Annotated in this window: 17 protein-coding genes; 6 read left to right on the forward strand and 11 right to left on the reverse strand. The window is 75.6% G+C overall.

The annotated features are described in order from the left end of the window. Positions 1–79 precede the first annotated feature (79 nt). From ACSNOB_RS22375 to ACSNOB_RS22385, 3 genes are read left to right on the forward strand one after another with little or no spacing between them, the layout of a single operon-like run. Entirely contained in the window at positions 80–1,036 is a 957-nt protein-coding gene (locus tag ACSNOB_RS22375; protein ID WP_436688411.1) for a helix-turn-helix transcriptional regulator, read from the forward strand. 7 nt (positions 1,037–1,043) lie between these two features. Continuing rightward, the gene (locus ACSNOB_RS22380) at positions 1,044–1,499 is read left to right on the forward strand and encodes an RrF2 family transcriptional regulator (RefSeq protein ID WP_393104399.1); all 456 of its coding nucleotides are present in this window, start codon (positions 1,044–1,046) and stop codon (positions 1,497–1,499) included. After that, complete coding sequence (locus tag ACSNOB_RS22385) at positions 1,499–2,005, forward strand: GNAT family N-acetyltransferase (protein WP_436688412.1); 507 nt, start codon at positions 1,499–1,501, stop codon at positions 2,003–2,005. Before ACSNOB_RS22380 ends, ACSNOB_RS22385 begins: the two co-directional genes overlap by 1 nt. A gap of 29 nt (positions 2,006–2,034) precedes the next feature. Here the strand turns inward: ACSNOB_RS22385 and ACSNOB_RS22390 are convergent, their stop codons facing one another. From ACSNOB_RS22390 to ACSNOB_RS22420, 7 genes are all read right to left on the reverse strand, one after another. After that, on the reverse strand, positions 2,035–2,751 hold the full coding sequence (locus ACSNOB_RS22390; RefSeq protein ID WP_436688413.1) for a malonic semialdehyde reductase: 717 nt from the start codon (positions 2,749–2,751) through the stop codon (positions 2,035–2,037). Next, positions 2,748–3,320: a flavin reductase family protein gene (locus tag ACSNOB_RS22395; protein ID WP_436688414.1), complete on the reverse strand. Its 573-nt coding sequence runs from the start codon at positions 3,318–3,320 to the stop codon at positions 2,748–2,750. The genes ACSNOB_RS22390 and ACSNOB_RS22395 overlap by 4 nt, the downstream gene beginning before the upstream one ends. After that, complete coding sequence (locus ACSNOB_RS22400; RefSeq protein ID WP_436688415.1) at positions 3,317–4,651, reverse strand: LLM class flavin-dependent oxidoreductase; 1,335 nt, start codon at positions 4,649–4,651, stop codon at positions 3,317–3,319. Before ACSNOB_RS22400 ends, ACSNOB_RS22395 begins: the two co-directional genes overlap by 4 nt. Before the next feature lie 11 nt (positions 4,652–4,662). Next, positions 4,663–5,523 (reverse strand): ABC transporter permease, encoded by an 861-nt coding sequence (locus tag ACSNOB_RS22405; protein ID WP_436688416.1) that lies wholly within the window; start codon positions 5,521–5,523, stop codon positions 4,663–4,665. Further along, a complete protein-coding gene (locus ACSNOB_RS22410; RefSeq protein WP_436688417.1) occupies positions 5,516–6,460 on the reverse strand; it encodes an ABC transporter ATP-binding protein in 945 nt (314 codons plus the stop codon). The genes ACSNOB_RS22405 and ACSNOB_RS22410 overlap by 8 nt, the downstream gene beginning before the upstream one ends. Then, positions 6,457–7,491 carry an ABC transporter substrate-binding protein gene (locus tag ACSNOB_RS22415; RefSeq protein ID WP_436688418.1) on the reverse strand — a complete coding sequence of 345 codons (1,035 nt, stop codon included), beginning with the start codon at positions 7,489–7,491 and terminating at the stop codon, positions 6,457–6,459. The genes ACSNOB_RS22410 and ACSNOB_RS22415 overlap by 4 nt, the downstream gene beginning before the upstream one ends. A 134-nt stretch (positions 7,492–7,625) precedes the next feature. Beyond that, a complete protein-coding gene (locus tag ACSNOB_RS22420) occupies positions 7,626–7,703 on the reverse strand; it encodes a putative leader peptide (protein ID WP_349881247.1) in 78 nt (25 codons plus the stop codon). A 243-nt stretch (positions 7,704–7,946) separates the two neighbouring features. Between ACSNOB_RS22420 and ACSNOB_RS22425 the strand changes: the two genes are divergently transcribed. Next, entirely contained in the window at positions 7,947–8,126 is a 180-nt protein-coding gene (locus tag ACSNOB_RS22425) for a DUF4236 domain-containing protein (protein WP_007075522.1), read from the forward strand. A gap of 197 nt (positions 8,127–8,323) precedes the next feature. Here ACSNOB_RS22425 and ACSNOB_RS22430 read toward each other — a convergent pair whose 3' ends face one another. Beyond that, positions 8,324–9,220: a hypothetical protein gene (locus ACSNOB_RS22430; RefSeq protein ID WP_436688419.1), complete on the reverse strand. Its 897-nt coding sequence runs from the start codon at positions 9,218–9,220 to the stop codon at positions 8,324–8,326. A 161-nt stretch (positions 9,221–9,381) separates the two neighbouring features. Beyond that, entirely contained in the window at positions 9,382–9,903 is a 522-nt protein-coding gene (locus ACSNOB_RS22435; protein ID WP_393104418.1) for a VOC family protein, read from the reverse strand. 49 nt (positions 9,904–9,952) lie between these two features. On the opposite strand from ACSNOB_RS22435, the gene ACSNOB_RS22440 reads away from it, so the two are divergent. Continuing rightward, positions 9,953–10,414: a MarR family winged helix-turn-helix transcriptional regulator gene (locus ACSNOB_RS22440; protein WP_393105263.1), complete on the forward strand. Its 462-nt coding sequence runs from the start codon at positions 9,953–9,955 to the stop codon at positions 10,412–10,414. A 57-nt stretch (positions 10,415–10,471) separates the two neighbouring features. Further along, the gene (locus tag ACSNOB_RS22445; RefSeq protein ID WP_436688420.1) at positions 10,472–12,073 is read left to right on the forward strand and encodes a tetratricopeptide repeat protein; all 1,602 of its coding nucleotides are present in this window, start codon (positions 10,472–10,474) and stop codon (positions 12,071–12,073) included. A 105-nt stretch (positions 12,074–12,178) separates the two neighbouring features. On the opposite strand, the gene ACSNOB_RS22450 is transcribed toward ACSNOB_RS22445, so the two are convergent. Next, positions 12,179–13,561 (reverse strand): sensor histidine kinase, encoded by a 1,383-nt coding sequence (locus tag ACSNOB_RS22450; RefSeq protein WP_436688431.1) that lies wholly within the window; start codon positions 13,559–13,561, stop codon positions 12,179–12,181. A gap of 92 nt (positions 13,562–13,653) precedes the next feature. Further along, complete coding sequence (locus tag ACSNOB_RS22455; RefSeq protein WP_436688421.1) at positions 13,654–14,310, reverse strand: response regulator transcription factor; 657 nt, start codon at positions 14,308–14,310, stop codon at positions 13,654–13,656. Positions 14,311–14,399: the final 89 nt, after the last annotated feature.

Consider the following 14,399-nt stretch of genomic DNA (forward strand, 5'->3'; position numbering starts at 1 on the left):
CCGCCCACCCCGCCCACGGGCAGTGTTGCGGGTGGCCTCGGGATGCAATGGTCGTCGCCTCGGGCTACCGTCGCAGGCGATGGTCTCTTCCGGTCAGCTCTCCCCCGCGCCGTTCGCCGCCCGCGCGACCGTCCCCGCCGAGATCGACACGCTCACCCTCGGTGACCTCGCGTCCGACCCCGGCCGGCGTCGTCCGGTGCTCCTCGAGCGGGACCTGCTGGTGCTGACCACCGGCGGACACGGCACCGCCGAACTGGATTTCCGCGTGCTGCCCTGCCGGCCCGGCACGCTGCTGCGGGTGCGCGCCGGTCAGGTGCTGCGCTGCGCCGGCCCGCACCTCGACGCGACGGTGGTGCGCTGGGACGCCGACGCGCTGCGCGGGCTCGACGTCGACCCCGACGCCGTACCGGCCTGGATCCAGCTCGCCGGCGAGGACGAGGACGCGGTGATCAACGAGGTGAGCCAACTGGCGGTGGACTGCCAGCGGCACCACGGGGTGGCCGCGGCGCGCGGCCTGCTCCGCCACCAGCTCGCCGTGCTGCTGCTCCGGCTGTCCCTGGTGCCCGAACGCCCCCGTCCGGGCCCGGTGCGCGAGCGCCCCCGCCCGGAACTGGTGCCCGAGCGTCCCCGCCCGGCGCCTCGGGCGGAGGTGGCCACCTTCCACCGGTTCTGTCGGGAGGTCGAGCGCGGCTACCAGCACACCCGCCGGGTGGAGGACTACGCCGCCCGGTTGGGATGCTCGGTGCGCACGCTCACCCGGGCCTGCCTGGCGGTGACCGGGCGCAGCGCCAAGCAGGTCGTCGACGAGCGAGTGGCCCTGCAGGCGAGCCGGCTGCTGGCGGCCACCGACGAGCCGATCGCCCAGATCGGGCGGCGGCTCGGCTTCTCCGAGCCGACGAACTTCGGCCGGTTCTTCACCCGCGAGGTCGGGATGAGCCCGGGCGCGTTCCGTGCCGCGCGGGAGCGGCCGGCCCCGGGCCCGGTCGTCCGGCCCCGCCCGCCCGCCGACGCGGTCGACGGCCCCCGCCGGGCATGATGACGGGGTGCAGATCTCCGCGCGCGGCGACTACGCGGTACGGGCGGCGCTGAGCCTGGCCACCGCGTACCCCCGATTGCTCTCGACCCAGGCCATCGCGGCGGAGCAGGACATGCCGCGCAAGTTCCTGGAGGCGGTGCTGGCCGACCTGCGGCGGGCCGGCATCGTCCGGGCGCAGCGTGGCGCCGAGGGTGGCTACACGCTCGCCCGGCCGCCGCGGGAGGTGACCGTCGGCGCGGTGCTGCGCGCGGTGGAGGGCCCGCTGGCCGGGGTCCGTGGCCTGCGCCCGGAGGAGACCAGCTACGAGGGCGCGGCGGAGCACCTGCCCGGGCTCTGGGTCGCGGTGCGGGCCGCCGTGCGCCGGGTGGTCGACGAGGTGAGCCTCGCGGAGATAATCAGTGGCCGGCTGCCCGCCCACGTGCGTAGGTTGACCGCCCTGCCCGACGCCTGGGAGCCGCGCTGATGCCCACCCCCGTCCTGCACACCGACCGCCTGCTGCTGGAGCCCTACCGGCCCGACGACGCCGAGGACTTCGTCGCCCTCTTCACCGATCCGGAGGTGGGCCGGTTCATGGGCGACGGGCCCATGGCGGCCGACGAGGCCGGCGCCCTGTTCGGGCGGGTCTTCACCAAGGTGTACGCGAACGACCTGTTCGACGTCTGGGCGGTCCGCCGCGACGGCCGCTACGTCGGGCACGCCGAGATCAAGCGGACCGACCAGGTCGACGGCCACGAGATCGTCTACGCGCTGGCGAAGCCGGCCTGGGGCGCCGGCCTCGGCACCGAGCTGGCCCGCGCCCTGGTCCGGTACGGCTTCGACACGCTCGACCTGCCCCGGGTGTACGCGACGGTCGCCGACGCCAACCACGCCTCGCTGGCGCTGCTCGGCAAGCTCGGCTTCGTCCACGAGCGGGACATCGCCGAGGACGACGGAAGCGTCACCCGCGTCCTCGTCGTGGACCGCCCCTGAGCCCGGCCGCTCCGGGCTTCCCTGGGGCGTCACAGCGTGGTGATCACCTCCCGGGCGTGCAGGCGGGGCAGGCGGTCGCGCCGCGCGTCCGGGCCCGGGCGGCCGATGTTCATCAGCAGCAGCACCTCGTGCCGGCCGTCGGGGAAGAACTCCCGTTGCACGCCGGCCGCGTCGAAGCCGGCCATCGGGCCGGCGGCCAGCCCCGCCGCCCGTACGCCGACCACCAGGTAGCCGATCTGGAGGGTGGCGTTGAACCGGGCCTGCGCGGCGCGCTCCGCCCGGTCGCCGAGCCAGTCGCGGGCGCGCGGCCGGTGCGGGAACAGCTCCGGCAGCCGCTCGTGGAAGTCCACGTCGGCGGCGAGCACCGCCACCAGCGGCGCGGCCGCCGTCTTCGCCCGGTTGCCGCCCGAGACGTGCGGCAGCAGGCGGGCCCGGGCGGCCGCCGAGCGGAGCAGCAGGATCCGCAGCGGCTGGCCGTTGAGCGCGGTCGGCCCGTACCGCACCAGCCCGTGGATCGCCGTGACCTGGGCGTCGGTCACCGGCTCGTCGGTGAAGGCGTCGGCCGTGCGGGCCGCCCGGAAGAGCAGGTCCTGGGCGGCCCGGTCCAGCGCGAGCGGCTCCGCGCCGGGTGTCGGCGGGCCCGCCCCCGCCGCGCCGCCCGCCGACGCCGTGCCCGGCGGCACCACGCCGCTCGTGGGCGGCGCGGCGGACGGCCGCCGTACGTCGGGCGCGGCCGATCCGGTCACGCCGACACCGCCGGGCCAGCGCTGGTGTACCGGCCCCGGTGGTAGACCAGCGGGTCTCCGTCCTCGCCGCCGCCGAGGGCGAGCGGCTCGGCGACGAAGAGGGCGTGGTCGCCGGCCGGCACCCGGTGCACGACCCGGCAGAGCAGCCGGGCCAGCGCTCCGGTCAGCAGCGGCACCCCGAACGGCCCCGGCGTCCAGTGCGGGTACGCGGCGAACCGGTCCAGCCCGCTGGTGGCGAAGACCCGGGCGGCCTCCCGCTGGCCGGCGCCGAGCAGGTGCACGGCGACGTGCTCGGCCCGGACGAGCACCGGCCAGCTAGACGAGGCGACGCCGAGGCAGAACGAGACCAGCGGCGGATCCAGCGAGACCGAGGTGAACGACGTGGCGGTGAACCCGGCGCGGACGGGCTCGCCCAGGCCGCCGAGGCAGGCCGGCTCCACGGTGCCCGGGGCGACGGCGGTGACCACGGTGACCGTCGCGGCCTGCCGGCGCAGCAGCGCCCGGAACAGGTCCCGGTCCACCGGCAGCAGGTCGGCGGCGTCCGCCCGGGGGCGCTCCACGGTGGTCACGCCGGCACCAGCGTCGGGGCGGCGTAGGTGCTGACGGGACGGGGCAGTCCGTAGTGCTCGCGCAGCGTGCGGCCCGCGTACTCGTGCCGGAACAGGCCCCGGGCGCGCAGCAGCGGCACCACGTGGTCGACGAAGTCGACCAACCCGAGGGGGAGCAGCGGCGGCATGACGTTGAAGCCGTCGGCGGCGCCCTGGGTGAACCAGAGTTCGATCTGGTCGGCGACCTGCTCGGGGGTGCCGGCCACCACCCGGTGACCCCGGCCGCCACCGAGCCGGCCGATCAGCTGCCGGATGGTGGGCCGCTCGCGCCGGACGATGTCGGCGACGAGCTGGTAGCGGCTCTGGTGGGCCTGCACCGTGCCGGCGTCGGGCAGCTCCGGCACGGGCCCGTCCAGCGGGAGGCCGGTCAGGTCCAGGCCGAGCATGCCGGAGAGCTGCGCGAGGGCGTGGTCCGGGACAATCAGCTCCTCCAGCTCGGCGGCCAGGGCGCGCGCCTCCGCCTCGGTGCCGCCGAGCACCGGGGCGATGCCGGGCAGGACCTTCACCTGCTCGGGGTCCCGTCCGGCGGCGGCCACCTGGCGCCTCAGCCCGGCGTAGAACGCCTGCCCGTCGGCGAGGGTCTGCTGGGCGGTGAAGACCGCCTCGGCGTACCGGGCGGCGAAGGCCACCCCGTCGGCGGACGAGCCGGCCTGCACCAGCAGCGGCCGGCCCTGCGGCGGACGGGGGACGTTGAGCGGGCCGCGGACCTGGAACTCCGGCCCGCGGTGGGCGACCTCGTGCACCCGGTCGGTGTCGGCGAAGACGCCGCCCGCGGCGTCGAAGAGCAGCGCCTCGTCCTCCCAGCTGTCCCAGAGCTTGATCGCCACGTCCACGAACTCGGCCGCCCGCCGGTAGCGGTCGGCATGGGCCGGGTGTTCGTCGAGGTTGAAGTTCCACGCCTCCCGCGTCTGGGCCGAGGTGACGATGTTCCAGCCGGCCCGGCCGCCGGAGAGGTGGTCCAGCGAGGCGAACTTGCGGGCCACGTGGAACGGCTCGTTGTAGGTGGTGGAGACCGTGGCGATCAGGCCGATGTGCTCGGTCACCGTGGCCAGCGCGGCGAGCAGGGTCAGCGGCTCGAAGACGGCCTGGATGTTGTGCCGGGGGTTCGGGCCGACGGAGAGCCCGTCGGCGAGGAAGAGCGAGTCGAGGGTGCCGCGTTCGGCGATGCGGGCCAGCTCCTGGAAGTGCCGCACGTCGGTGACCCGTCGGGGGTCGGTGCGCGGGTGCCGCCAGGCCGCCTCGTGGTGGCCGACGCCCATCAGGAACGCGTTGAGGTGCAGGGTGCGGGGCATGGGAGGTCCTCTCAGGCGGAGACGTCGACGCGCCAGGTGGAGAAGCGGCGTTCGAGGGCGACGAGGAGTTGGTTGACCAGCAGGCCGATGGCGGAGATCGTGATGATCCCGGAGTACATGTCGGGGATGGCGAAGTTGTACTGTGCGTAGTTGATGAGGTAGCCGAGCCCGGCCTTGGCCCCCACCATCTCGGCCGCGACCAGCACGAGGATCGAGTACGCCCCGGCCAGCCGGACGCCGGTGAAGATGGTCGGCACCGCGGCCGGCAGGATCACCTTCTGGAACAGCCGCAGGTGGTTCAGCCCCATGGACCGGGCCGAGCGCACCAGCAGCGGGTCGACGCCCTTCACCCCGGCGATCGTGTTCAGCAGGATGGGCCACGAGCAGGCGTAGAGCACCAGGGCGATCTTCGAGGTCTCCCCCAGCCCGAGGATGAGCACGAAGACCGGCAGCAGGGCCAGCGCGGCGGTGTTGCGGAACACCTCCAGCAGCGGGCTGAGCAGGTCGGCCAGCGGCCGGTACCAACCGATCAGCAGGCCGAGCGGGACGGCGGTGAGCACGGCGAGGCCCAGCCCGGTCAACGACCGGGTCAGGCTGGCGCCGACGTGCTCGGCGAGCTGCCCCGTGCGCAGCAGCTCCGTCCAGCCGACCAGCACCTCCGACAGCGGCGGCAGGAAGACCCGGTCGACCAGGCCGGCCCGGGGCGCGAGTTCCCAGAGCGCGGCGAGCAGGGCCAGCGCGGCGGTGCGGTGCAGCACCCGGCGGCCGAGGCCGAGCAGCCGGCCGGGCAGCGGGACGCTCGGGGTGGCGGGCTCCGCCGGCGCGGCGGTCGGGGCCACCACGCGGGCGGGCCGCTCGACGACGTCAACCAACGCGGGCCTCCTCGGGTCGGGTCGCCGGGCCGGCGGCGGGATCGGTCGGTGCGGTGCGCCCGTCGACGGCCTGCGCGGCACGGCCTTCGACGCTCCGCGCGGCGCGGACCCCGGCGGCGCGCGCGGCACGGCCTTCGGCGGCCTGCGCGGCGCGGACCTCGTCGCGCAGCAGCGTCCAGATCTGGTGCCGGTGGTGGCGGAAGGCGTCGGAGGAGCGGACGTCCTCCACGGCGGTGCGGTCGCCGAGGTCGATGTCGATGACCTGCTTGATCCGGCCCGGCCGGGAGGTCATCACCGCGACCCGCTGGCCCAGGTGGACCGCCTCGTCGATGCCGTGCGTGATGAACACGATCGTCTTGCCGGTGCGCTCCCAGATCCGCAGCAGCTCGTCCTGCAACGAGTCGCGGGTCTGCGCGTCGAGGGCCGCGAACGGCTCGTCCATCAGCAGGATGTCCGGGTCGTACGCGAGGCTGCGGGCGATGGCGACCCGCTGCTTCATGCCGCCGGAGAGCTCGTGCGGGTAGCGCTCGGCGAACCCGGTGAGCCCGACCAGCTCCAGGTGGTGCGCGATCAGGTCGGCGCGTTCGGCGCGGGGCACGCCCTTGGCCTCCAGTCCGAACGCGACGTTGCCGGCGGCGGTGCGCCAGGGCAGCAGCGCGTACTGCTGGAAGACGATGCCGCGGTCCAGGCCGGGCCCGGTGACCGGCCGGCCGTCGACCAGCACCTGCCCACCGGTGGGCCGGGACAGCCCGCCGAGCAGGTCGAGCAGGGTCGACTTGCCGCAGCCGCTGGGCCCGACGACGACCAGGAACTCGCCGGAGCGTACGCCGAGGGTGACCCGGTCCAGCGCGGTGACCGCGCCGGCGGACGCGCGCCGGCCGGCGCGGACCGGGAAGGTCTTCGTCACCCGGTCGAAGAGGATCTTGTCGGTGCTCATGCCGCCGCACCTCCGGCGGCGAAGGGGTTGTACTCGTTGGTGTAGACGTCGCCGGGTCTCGGCTTGTCCCCCTTGAGCTCGCCCTCGGCGGCCAGCCAGTCGATCCAGGTGGCGAACTCCTGGTCGGTGATGACCCCGCCCCGGCCGGCGACGCCGCTGCTCTTCCAGTGCCGCACCAGCGACGGGTCCTCGTTGCGGCCACGCTTGGCGATGATCGACTCGAACCGGGCCACCACGGTCTCCCTGGGCTGGCTGCGGGCCCACTCGATGGCCCGGCCGACGCCGGCGACGAACGCCTTCACCGTCGCCGGGTTGCGCCGGATGAAGTCGTCGCGGAAGACGTAGGCGCCGGCGCTGAACGCGCCCAGCAGCTCGAAGTCGGTGAAGATCGTGCGGATGCCGCCGTTCGCGACGGCTCTGTCGCGGATCACCCCGCCGAGCACGGCGACGTCGATCTGCTTCTGGCGCAGCGACTGCTCGATGTTGACCGGCGGCAGCGCGACCAGCTCCACCTGGGCGATCTCCTCGGCGCTGAGGCCGCCGCGGGACAGCCACGTCTTGAGCACCGCCTCGGCGTGCGCGCCGAGCGTGTTCATGCCGACCTTCCGGCCGATCAGGTCACGGGGGCCGCGGATCGGGCTGTCGTCGGGCACGTAGTAGCCCTGGAAGCTCTGGGCGTCGGAGCCGTAGTAGCTGATGACGGCGGTGATCGGGGCGTTGGCGGCGGCGAGCTTGACGATGGCGCCGTTGAACGCGCCGCCGAAGTCGCTCTGCCCGGTGGCGGTGGCCTGGATGTCCTGCGGGCCGCCGGTGACGTTGCCGATCCAGTTGAGCCGGACGTCGCCGAGGTAGCCGAGGTCGGCGGCGAGTTCGGGCAGGGTCACCTGCCCGGCGGAGCCCTGGTAGCGCAGTTCGGTGGTCGGTGCGGAGCCGGCCGCTGCGCCGCCGCCGCAACCGGCGGCGGGGGCGAGGAGCGCCAGCGCGGTCAGGGCGGCGAGGGCACGCGGCAGGACACGACGGGGTGAAGCCATGGAGGTGTCTCCTGATCTGTCCACGATCGAGTGGAGGAGGCCCCGCGAGGGGCGAAGAGGCACGCCGCTCCGCGTCGAGCGGACGGGCGGGGGAAGCTGCGCGATGGACCCGGGCCGGTGGAACCGGGGTCAGCTCAACAGAGCGCGCTCGCGTGCCGGACCAGGTCGACGTGCACGCGAGCGGTGAGGAGGAGCTCGTCCCGCTGCGACATGGCCCCATGCTGCCGGCGGGTGGACCGACCGGTCAATGTCCTTCCAGAAGATGAGATCGGCGTCGCCGCGTTCGTTACGCGGCGTCCGCACCAGCGTTCATCGCCCCGAAACACCTACCTGATTGATAGGAGTTTTCGGACCGCCGGGGCCGTCCACGACGGACCGGTTTGGGTTTTGCGAATCGGCGATCCGGGCATGTTCGATTCCGTCAGGGCAGGGAAGGGAATCGAAGGGAGCCCGCGATGGGTCTGATGTTCCGCAAGCGCAAGAAGTACGGCCCGATCATCCTGAACTTCACCGAGAACGGCTTCTCGTCCTGGAGCATCAAGATCGGTCGCTGGTCCTGGAACTCCCGCGCCAAGGCGCACCGGGTCGACCTGCCGGGACCGCTGTCCTGGAAGCAGGACAAGTCCCGGGCGTGACGTCCCGAGGTCGAGCGGGGTGCCGGTGGATCCACCGGCACCCCGCTCGGCGTTTCGGGGCTCGTCGGCGACGACGGGGAGGAGTCGACCCGGCGCACCGGGGACCGCGGCGACGATCGCCCGGGAGGGTCGCCCGCGCCCCGCCTCACTTCCGGTCGCGGCCCGGCCAGGCGTACTTCCGCCCGGCTCGCCGGCGGTCAGCCCGCCGGTCGCGCGTCCGGGCCGGTGATGAGCACGTCCCCGCCGAGCCGGCCGTGCTCCGGGTCGCGGGTCACCTCCCCCGCCCCGAGCAGCCCGGTCAGCGCCCGGACGGCGTCGGCAGACCGGTAGACGGTCGCGATGAGGGCGTACCGGCGCAGCTCGGTGACCGTACGGGGGCCGGAACGCGCCAGCTCGGCCAGCAGTTCCCGGCGCAGCGGGCCGGGCTCGGGGGTCAGGGCGATGTCGAGCAGCCGGCCGGCCGGATCGGCCGGGTCGCGGTAGCGGACCCCCGCGAACTCGTCGACCGCCCACAGCGCCTCCTTGAACGCCTCCAGGCTCTTGTCGGACCCGGTCGCGAAGGAGAGCAGCCGGGTGGGCGCGCCGTCGGCGGGCACCAGCTCCACCTCGGTCGCCAGCGGGAAACCGGCGTCGGCGAGGGCGTCCCGGGCGGGCGTGCCGGCGGCGGTGACGAAGAGCGCCTCGGCCGGCCTGCCAACCGCCGTGGCGGTCAGCGCGGCCGGGTCGGCGGGACCGTCCACGTACGACAGCAGGGGCGCGCCCGCCGCGCCGGCCGCCTTGACCGCCACCGGCAGTCGGGCGGGCCCGCCGGGCACCACGTGCACGGCGACCTCCGCCGGCAGGCCCGCCTCCGCGGCGCCGAGCCGGGCGGGCAGCTCGGCGGCGCCGTCGGCGAGCACCAGCACGGTGAGCTGGCGGCCGCGCAGCCGGTCGGCGTACTCGGCGACCGTCCGCAGCGCGGCCTCGGCGGAGTCGGCGCCGCCGTCGGCGTACGCCAGGGCGACGGTGGCCCGGCGGGCGCGGTGCAGCGCCCCCGGCAGCCAAACTTCCAGGTGTCGGACGAGCAGCTCGCGCAGGACGGCGTCGGTCGGCATGGTGCCGTTCTACCGCACGCCGCCCCGGACGCGCGCCGCTGTCCGGCGCGGACGCCCCGGGGCCGGACCCGCCCGACGGGCCCGGCCGGCCGCCGGCAGGAGCCGGCCCCGGCGGCAGAACCACCGGGAAGGCCGCTCGGCGGGCGGTGCCGCCGGACGACTCAGGCCGGGACGGAGATGCCCACCCCGCCGCGGGTCTGACCGCCGTAGCGGCGCCGCTCGGCGTCCAGGTCGAGCCGGCCGATCCGCTTGCGGGCGGCCAGCGCGGCGTCGTCGAGCCGGTCGGCGGGCACCAGCCAGACGATCTCGAACTCCAGTCCGTCCGGGTCCTGCCCGTAGAGGCTCTTGGTGGTGCCGTGGTCGGAGGTGCCGACCAGGGCTCCGGCGGCGACGAGTCGCTGGGCGGTGACGGCCAGCTCGTCGAGGGTGTCGACCTCCCAGGCCAGGTGGTAGAGGCCGACGGCGCCGCGGCCAGCGGTGGAGCGGCCGGCGCCGGCGCCGATCTCGAAGAGACCGAGGTCGTGGTCGTTGGTGGAGCCGGGGGCCTGGAGGAAGGTGGCGCCCCGGAAGCCGTCCGGGGTCATCGCCACCGGGCGGAAGCCGAGCACGTCGCGGTAGAAGGCGACGCTGCGGGCGAGGTCACTGACGTAGAGCACGGCGTGGTTGAGGCGGTGGATTCCCATGCCACCGACGCTAGCGCGACTATGTTGAGCTTTCAACTATTCGCGTATGATGGTGGTCATGACCCGCTGGCTGGACCCGGACGAGCAGCGCACCTGGCGTGCGTTCCTGACCGCCTCCCGGGCGCTGATGGAGACGCTCGACCGCGAGCTGCAACACGACGCCGGGATGCCGCACGCCTACTACGAGATCCTGGTCCGGCTCTCCGAGGCCCCGGAGCGGCGGTTGCGGATGAGCGACCTGGCCGACGCGAGCGGTTCCTCGCGCAGCCGGCTCTCCCACGCCGTGGCCAGGCTGGAGGCGGCCGGCTGGGTGCGCCGCGAGGAGTGCCCGACGGACCGGCGCGGCCAGATCGCCGTCCTGACCGACGAGGGCTTCGCCACCCTCGCCGCCGCCGCGCCCGGCCACGTCGAGGGGGTGCGCCGGCACCTCTTCGACGCGCTGAGCCCGGCCCAGGTGGACCAGTTGCGCCGGATCAGCGAGGCGCTCGTCGACCACCTGACCGGATCCTGACCAATCCACCCCGGTCCGGGTCTTGTACTTACCGTCGTCGGATGAGCACGATGGGGCGTGCCTTCCGGCTTCGGGGAACTGACTGACCAGGCGCACCATCTGGTGTCCGCCGGCGACCTCGCCGGCGCCCAGCGGCTGCTCGCCGACGCGCTGACCGACGCCGACCCGCGCCCGGCCAACGCGACGCCCGAGCTGGCCGAGGCCGCCAGCCTCCAGGCCCGCGTACTGGTCGCCCTCGGCGAACCGCACTCCGCCCGCGGCTGGGCCGCCTTCGCGTACGCGGCCACGTCCCGGCTGCACGGGCGCTCCGACCAGCGCACGGTGGCCGCCGCGGCCACCCTCGCGGCGGTGTTGCACCGGGTCGGGAGCTGGTCCCGCGCCGCCCGGCTCTACCAGGAAGTGATCATCGAGCTGACCGCGCTGGACGGCCCGGAGTCGCTGCGGGTCCTCGCCGCCCACGCCGACCTGGCCACGGTGGAGTACGCGCGCGGCCAGTGCCAGGTGGCCCGCGACCGGCTCCAGGACGCCTGGGAGCTGCACCGCGAGGTCTACGGCGACGGGCATGCCAGCGGCATCAAGATGCTGGCCCGGCTCGGGGCCATGCAGCGCGACTGCGGGCAGTTCGCCGAGGCGCACGACAACCTGGCGCTGGCGAAGGAGCTCTGCCGGCAGCACCTCCCGGCCGACGACCCGCTGGCGGCGCAGGTGGCGGCGCTGGCCCGGGCGGCGGCCAACCCGGACCACGTCTGCGCCGACACCGCGCCCGTCGGCCGGGACGGCCCGATCGTGCCCTCCGCGCGCACTCCGCCCCCCGGCGACGCGCCCACGGCCTACCACCCCTCGCAGCCGGGCTACCGTCCGGCGGGGCCGGACCCGTACGAGCCGGACCCGTACGAGCCGGACCCCTACGAGCACCCGCATTCGGTGCCGACACCCCGGCAGCCGACGGAGGACCCGCCGCCGGGCTGGTGGCCCCCGGAGCCGGACGCCGGGGAGCAGCCCGCCGACAGCGCCGTGCCGCCGTCGGTCGTGCCCCTGGCCGGGGGCGCCACCGCGGAGGCCGACGGGGTGCACCGGGTCCGCCAGCACGGCGCGCCCGAGGAGCCGTACGAGCCGTACCAGCCGTCGCGACTGCTGCCCGTGCCGGTGCACCGCGCGCCGAGCGGGCGGGACAACCGGCTGCTGCCCCTCATCGTGGGCGGCGTCGCGGTGGTGCTGCTCGGCACGGCGGCCGTGATCGCCGGGGTCGCGGGGATGGACGGCGACGACGAGCCGGCGTCCCCCGCCGCGACCGGCGCGCCGGCCTCGACCCCGGCCGGCGCCGGACCGTCGGCCGCCACGGTCGGTCCGCCCGCCGCCGGCCCGACGGCCGGGGCGGCGGCCTCGCCCGGCGCCCCGCCGGGCGGCGTGACACTGCGCGACAACCGGGACAACGTGGCGCTGCGCTGGACCTACCCCGCCGGCGGTGAGGGCCCCGTGGTCATCTCCGGCGGTCGGGTCGGCCAGGCGCAGACGGCGTTCGCCAACCTGCCCGCCGGCACCACCGACTTCGTCGTCTACGGGCTGAACCGCAGCACCGACTACTGCTTCACCGTCGCCGTCGTGTGGTCCACCGACACGATCGCGCGGGCGCCGGAGGTCTGCACCAACCGCCCCTGACGGGGCCGGCCCACGTGTCGCGCGACGGCGACCGGTGGGCCGGGTGCAGCGGGACGGCGACGGGCCGACCGCGTCCGTCGCGACGGCGACCGTGGGCCGTTGCGGTCAGGGCCGCTCCGGGTCGGCCAGGGCCGGCAGTAGCAGGCGCACCCGCAGCCCCGGGCCGGGGTGGGCGTCGGTCAGCTCGATGCGCCCGCCGGCCCGGCGGACCAGTTCCCGCACGATGGCCAGGCCGAGACCGGCGCCGCCGTCGTCGCGCGCCCGCGCGTCGTCGAGCCGGGTGAACCTGCCGAAGACCCGCTCCCGGTCCGCGGCCGGGATCCCCGGCCCGTCGTCGGTCACCGTCACGAGGTGGTACACCGCCGCGCCGGTCCCGCCCGCGCTCTCGCGGCCCGCGTCCTGCGGGGCGCCCGGCGGCCCCGCGGCCAGCACCACCTCGCCCCGCGCGTGCCGGACCGCGTTGTCGACGAGGTTCGCCAGGACCCGGCGCAGTTCGTCGGGGTCGCCCTCGGTCCACAGCGGCGCCGCCGGCGGGTCGAGGCGCACCGGCGGCGACGGGTAGCGGCCGGCCACCGCCGCCAGCAACGCACCCAGTTCGACGGGACCGGTGGCCCGCGCCGGCGGGCGCTCGTCGAGCCGGGTCAGCAGCAGCAGGTCGTCGACGAGCCGGCTGAGCCGCTCGGTGTCGGCGAGCAGGTTCGCCGTCACCGCCGTCCAGTCGGTGCGGTCGGCCAGCCGCCGGGCCACCTCCAGCTCCGTACGGATGTTCGCCAACGGGCTGCGCAGCTCGTGGGCGGCGTCGGCGACGAACGCCCGTTGCCGGTCCCGGGCCGACTCCAGCCGGCGCAGCATGCCGTTGAGGGTGACCGCCAGCCGGTGGATCTCGTCCTGCGACGCCGGTACGGGCAGCCGCCCGCCCCCGTCCCGTCCGGTGATCTCCTCGGCGCCCCGGCGCAGCGTCTCCACGGGGCGCAGGGTGGCCCCGACCACCCGCCAGGCGACGGCGGCGAGCACAGCCACCAGCAGCGGGAAGCTCACCAGCAGGATGGTCCGGACGACGTGCGTGCTGTGCCGAGCGTCCGCCAGCGAGCGGGCCACCAGGACGGTGAGCGGGTCGCCGGCGGTGCCGGCCGGTACGGCCACCACCCGGACCGGCCCGGCCAGCTCGATCCGCTCCCCCGACACCGTCAGCCGCTGCCGCGCGCCGGCGTCGAGCCGGTCGGGCGGGACCATCGGCACCAGCCGGTCGGCGTCGATCGAGGCGGCCCGCACCCGCCCCTGCGCGTCGATCACCTGCACCCGGACCTGTCCCCCGGCCACCGGCAGCGGATCGGGCAGGGCGTCCTCGGCGGCCAGCAACGCGACCGCGTCGGCGGTCCGGAACGCCTCGGTGTCGACGGCGCGTTGCAGCGCCCAGCCGAGGACGCCGAGCACGACCAGCCCGCCGACGGCCAGCCCCAACGAGACGCCGAGCACCCCGACCACCATCAGCCGCCCACGCAGCCCCAGCGCGGCCCGCAGCCGACGGGCGAGCAGGGCACCCTTCCGGAGACGAGCGGAGGGCGCCCCTCCGGCGCCCGTCATGTGGCGAGCCGGTAGCCGGCGCCCCGGACCGTCTCCAGGCGCTCCCGGCCGATCTTGCGCCGCAGGTATCCGACGTAGACCTCGACCACGTTGGGCGCCGTCTCGTCGCTGGCGTCCCAGACGTGGTCCAGCAGCTCGACCTTGGAGACCACCTCGCCGGGGCGGCGCATCAGGTAGTCCAGCAGCGCGAACTCGCGGGCGGTCAGCGCCACCTCGGCGTCGGCGCGGGTCACCCGCCGCCGGGCCGGGTCGAGCCGCAGGTCGCCGACCGCGAGCACCGTCGGCCGTTCGGGCGCGCCGCGGCGCAGCAGGGCCCGCAGCCGGGCCAGCAGCACCACGTACGAGAAGGGCTTGGTGAGGTAGTCGTCGGCCCCGCAGTCCAGCCCGTCGGCCTGGTCGTACTCGCCGTCCTTGGCCGAGAGCATGAGCACCGGGAGCCAGTGCTCCTCGGCGCGCAGCCGGCGGACCAGCTCGTAGCCGGAGAGGCCGGGCAGCATCACGTCGAGGATCATCGCGTCGTACCCGCCGTGCCGGGCCGCGTCGAGGCCCGCCGGGCCGGTCGCCGCCACGTCCACCGCGAACCCCTCGGCCTGCAACCCCCGTTGCAGGGCGGACGCCAGCCGCGACTCGTCCTCCACCACCAGCAACCGCACGGGTCAAGGGTGCCACCCGCGGGCCGGGGGCCGTACCGCCGTCCTCAGCACGCTCACAGGGTCGACCGGGCAGGATGTCCACCAGGAGG

This window comes from Micromonospora sp. URMC 106 (genome assembly GCF_051386395.1).
Lineage (GTDB): Bacteria > Actinomycetota > Actinomycetes > Mycobacteriales > Micromonosporaceae > Micromonospora.

Coding starts and splice junctions, on each gene's coding strand:
- ACSNOB_RS22375 (WP_436688411.1), top strand. CDS start 80: ATGGTCTCTTCCGGTCAGCTCTCCCCCGCGCCGTTCGCCGCCCGCGCG.
- ACSNOB_RS22385 (WP_436688412.1), top strand. CDS start 1,499: ATGCCCACCCCCGTCCTGCACACCGACCGCCTGCTGCTGGAGCCCTAC.
- ACSNOB_RS22400 (WP_436688415.1), bottom strand. CDS start 4,651: ATGCCCCGCACCCTGCACCTCAACGCGTTCCTGATGGGCGTCGGCCAC.
- ACSNOB_RS22410 (WP_436688417.1), bottom strand. CDS start 6,460: ATGAGCACCGACAAGATCCTCTTCGACCGGGTGACGAAGACCTTCCCG.
- ACSNOB_RS22415 (WP_436688418.1), bottom strand. CDS start 7,491: ATGGCTTCACCCCGTCGTGTCCTGCCGCGTGCCCTCGCCGCCCTGACC.
- ACSNOB_RS22420 (WP_349881247.1), bottom strand. CDS start 7,703: ATGTCGCAGCGGGACGAGCTCCTCCTCACCGCTCGCGTGCACGTCGAC.
- ACSNOB_RS22425 (WP_007075522.1), top strand. CDS start 7,947: ATGGGTCTGATGTTCCGCAAGCGCAAGAAGTACGGCCCGATCATCCTG.
- ACSNOB_RS22430 (WP_436688419.1), bottom strand. CDS start 9,220: ATGCCGACCGACGCCGTCCTGCGCGAGCTGCTCGTCCGACACCTGGAA.
- ACSNOB_RS22435 (WP_393104418.1), bottom strand. CDS start 9,903: ATGGGAATCCACCGCCTCAACCACGCCGTGCTCTACGTCAGTGACCTC.
- ACSNOB_RS22440 (WP_393105263.1), top strand. CDS start 9,953: ATGGTGGTCATGACCCGCTGGCTGGACCCGGACGAGCAGCGCACCTGG.
- ACSNOB_RS22450 (WP_436688431.1), bottom strand. CDS start 13,561: ATGGTGGTCGGGGTGCTCGGCGTCTCGTTGGGGCTGGCCGTCGGCGGG.